Genomic DNA, 2,750 nt, shown 5'->3' with positions numbered 1-2,750 from the left:
CCTCAAAGCCTCTCCGGCCGCCCCGGTTCTCGCCGCAGCCGACGGGGTGGTGAGTTTCGCCGGGTCCGTGGCGAACCGCGGCATCGTCACCGTCACGCATGGCGACCTCCGCACGACCTACGAACCACTGACGCCGGCGATCAGCCCCGGAACCGCGGTCCGAGCCGGGGACCTGCTCGGCTGGATGAGCGATGGCCATCCAGGCTGTCCGGTGGCCGCATGCCTGCACTGGGGGCTTCTGCGCCGGACGGACTACCTCAATCCTCTGCTGTTCTTCCGCAGAACTCCGCCCCGCCTCCTGCCCCTCCTCCCCCTAGCAGATCGCTCCCCTGGGTCCCCGGCCTTCTCTCAAGCCCGGGGATGAGCCTGCTCAAAGGCCGCGCGCAACCGTTCCGGCGTCACGTGGGTATAGATCTGCGTGGTCGCGAGACTTGCATGGCCGAGAAACTCCTGGACGGAGCGCAAATCGGCCCCGCCTTCCAGCATGTGCGTCGCCGCCGAATGTCGCAGACCATGCGGAGTCAGACCGGCCGGAGCAACACCGGCCGCCACCCTCGTCGTCAGAATCCGCCGTACCGTGCGCGGGTCGAGGCGACCTCCGCGCAGGCCGAGGAGCAGCGCACGCCCGCTACGGGCGGTCATCAGCCGCGGCCGTCCCGTTGATCGCCAGGACCGCAGGGAGGCCACCGCCGGCACACTGAACGGCACGCTGCGCTCTTTGCCACCCTTACCGAGGACCCGCAGCAACCGCCGGTCGTCATCAATGTGCCCCAGGTCAAGACCGCACAGCTCGGACACCCGGATTCCGCTGCCGTACAGGAGCTCGAGAACGAGTGCGTCCCGCAGCTCCACCGCCCGCCGTACGGCCCGCTCGGAGTCTGCCGTCGAGTCCGGCAGCCCGGACGGCTGCGACGTGCCCGGGGGCGACACATCAGGCGAAGGGTTCTCAAGGAGCTGACGCGCGGCCGCGGCGGTGAGCACCTCAGGCACCCTTCTGACCGTACGGTTACCTACGAGCCGTGCGGCGACGTCGGTGTCGAGGAAGCCACGGCGCGCCGCATAGGAGGAGAAGACCCGGGCCATCGAGGCGCGCCGGGCCAGGCTTGCCGGCGCCGCCCCGCGGCGCGCATCGAGGCGAGCCAGCTCCGCAGAAGCGCCAGATCGAGGTCGGCGAGGACCGAACAGCCCATCCGCTCCGCGTGAGCGCGCAGGTTAGCGAGGTCGGCGGTGTAGGCACGCACGGTCTCAGGAGATCGGTCCAGCTCCGCGGTGAGATGGCGGAGAAAACCCGCGACCGCCGTCTCCCAGCCGGACTCGGGTGTCTCGACTATCTCGCCTGGCCGGGCGTCTATCTCGCCTGGCCGGGCGTCTGATCCACGCGTCGATCGGGGGTGCTGCCGCGGCGGAAGCCGACCGTCGGCGGGCTCCTCGGTGCTCTCGCCTCGCAGGGCCATGCGACGACCGTGGCGGCATCGGCGGTTCTCGTCAAGACGCCGCGGCGTCCGCGACATTGCACCCGAGGACATTGCACCCAAGCTGCCTCAGGTCTCCCCATCGGGGTTTTCGCCGTCGAGTCCCGGATCCGCGGTACTGCGCGTCGGGGAACGATCGGCCCCGCCGTGGGCGGCACCCGGTCGGGTACCGGACCGCCTGCCGGACGTGGCGGGATGGGACGGGTTCGACGGCGCTCGGCCCAGATTCGTGAGGCGGTAACCGCCCGCCACGTTCTCGACCAGCCCCTCCACCGCGAGTGGGCCCAGCATCGCCAGCACCGCCTCGGGGCGCAGGCCGGTGCGGCGCGCCAGCACAGCCACCCCGACGGCAGCGCGGGCCGGCATCGCGTCGAGAAGCTCGCGCACCGCCTCGGACAACCCGTCCCGCGGGCCATCCCCGCTCGCCGGCCGCTGTGCGAACGATCCGATACTCGCGATTTCCTCCCTGATGTCCTCGGCTCCGGTGACCAGGACCGTCTGTTCACGGAAGTCCCGGAGCAGCCGGTGACAGCCTGCGCTCATGGCGCTGGTCACCGGTCCCGGAACGACCATGACGGGACGACCGAGCCTACAGGTGTGGGCGACCGTGTTCAGCGCGCCGCTACGGTGGCCCGCCTCGACCAGGACCGTCCCCCGGGACAGAGCCGCGATGATGCGATTACGGGTGAGGAATCGGCGTCGGTACGGAGGCGTGCCCGGCGACACCTCGCTGACTACCGCCCCGGTACGGGCGATCTCCTCCAGCAGTTCCACATGGGCAGTCGGGTAGGGAACGTCGACACCCCCCGGCGAGCACCGCCACCGTCGATCCGGCTGCGGCCAACGCCCCCCGGTGTGCTGCTGCGTCAATGCCGAACGCGGCTCCCGACACCACGGCCCATCCCTGTTCCGCCATCGCAAACGCGATCTCTCCGGCGAGGTGCAGCCCGTAGCTGGTCGCGGTCCGGCAGCCCACGACAGTGACCGCCCGGGGTGGGAGCTCGCTCAGGTTGACCGGACCACGGACCCACAAAGCCAGTGGAGTGCCGATCATCGAACCGTCTCCCTCGTCCCGAAAACGGTCCAGGGCATCCAGTTCGAGGGGCCACTCGGCGTCCTGGGGACAGACCAGCCGGGCGCCGGCGCGCCATGCCGCGTCCAGGTCCCGAACCGGATCGACACTCGGGTGCGCCGCCCGGAGCGCATTCCACACCTCGGACGCACCCCGGCGCCTGACCTCGACGGCCACGCGACGATGTTCCGGGCCGAAGACGCGGG

At 70.8% G+C, this 2,750-nt stretch carries 5 protein-coding genes; 1 reads left to right on the top strand and 4 read right to left on the bottom strand.

Translation table 11 applies throughout. The annotated features are described in order from the left end of the window. Positions 1-364: M23 family metallopeptidase (locus tag AC08OU_RS24270; RefSeq protein WP_476605907.1), on the top strand; the 364-nt coding region annotated here is incomplete at its 5' end. Here AC08OU_RS24270 and AC08OU_RS24265 read toward each other — a convergent pair. The 4 genes from AC08OU_RS24265 to AC08OU_RS24250 all read right to left on the bottom strand — a co-directional run bounded on the left by AC08OU_RS24265 (position 349) and on the right by AC08OU_RS24250 (position 2,685). Continuing rightward, the gene (locus AC08OU_RS24265) at positions 349-981 is read right to left on the bottom strand and encodes a tyrosine-type recombinase/integrase (protein WP_476605906.1); all 633 of its coding nucleotides are present in this window, start codon (positions 979-981) and stop codon (positions 349-351) included. The two genes, AC08OU_RS24270 and AC08OU_RS24265, sit on opposite strands and share 16 nt — an antisense overlap. A gap of 29 nt (positions 982-1,010) precedes the next feature. After that, positions 1,011-1,454, bottom strand: a complete 444-nt coding sequence (locus AC08OU_RS24260; protein WP_476599124.1) for a site-specific integrase — start codon at positions 1,452-1,454, stop codon at positions 1,011-1,013. 87 nt (positions 1,455-1,541) lie between these two features. Then, positions 1,542-2,246 carry a DNA-processing protein DprA gene (locus AC08OU_RS24255; protein WP_476599122.1) on the bottom strand — a complete coding sequence of 235 codons (705 nt, stop codon included), beginning with the start codon at positions 2,244-2,246 and terminating at the stop codon, positions 1,542-1,544. Next, positions 2,152-2,685: a DNA-processing protein DprA gene (locus AC08OU_RS24250; RefSeq protein WP_476599157.1), complete on the bottom strand. Its 534-nt coding sequence runs from the start codon at positions 2,683-2,685 to the stop codon at positions 2,152-2,154. The genes AC08OU_RS24255 and AC08OU_RS24250 overlap by 95 nt, the downstream gene beginning before the upstream one ends. Positions 2,686-2,750 lie beyond the last annotated feature (65 nt).

The organism is Frankia sp. CcMO1 (assembly GCF_977945845.1).
The sequence above is the reverse complement of the archived record's forward strand: the minus strand, read 5'-3'. Positions and strand labels throughout refer to the sequence as shown.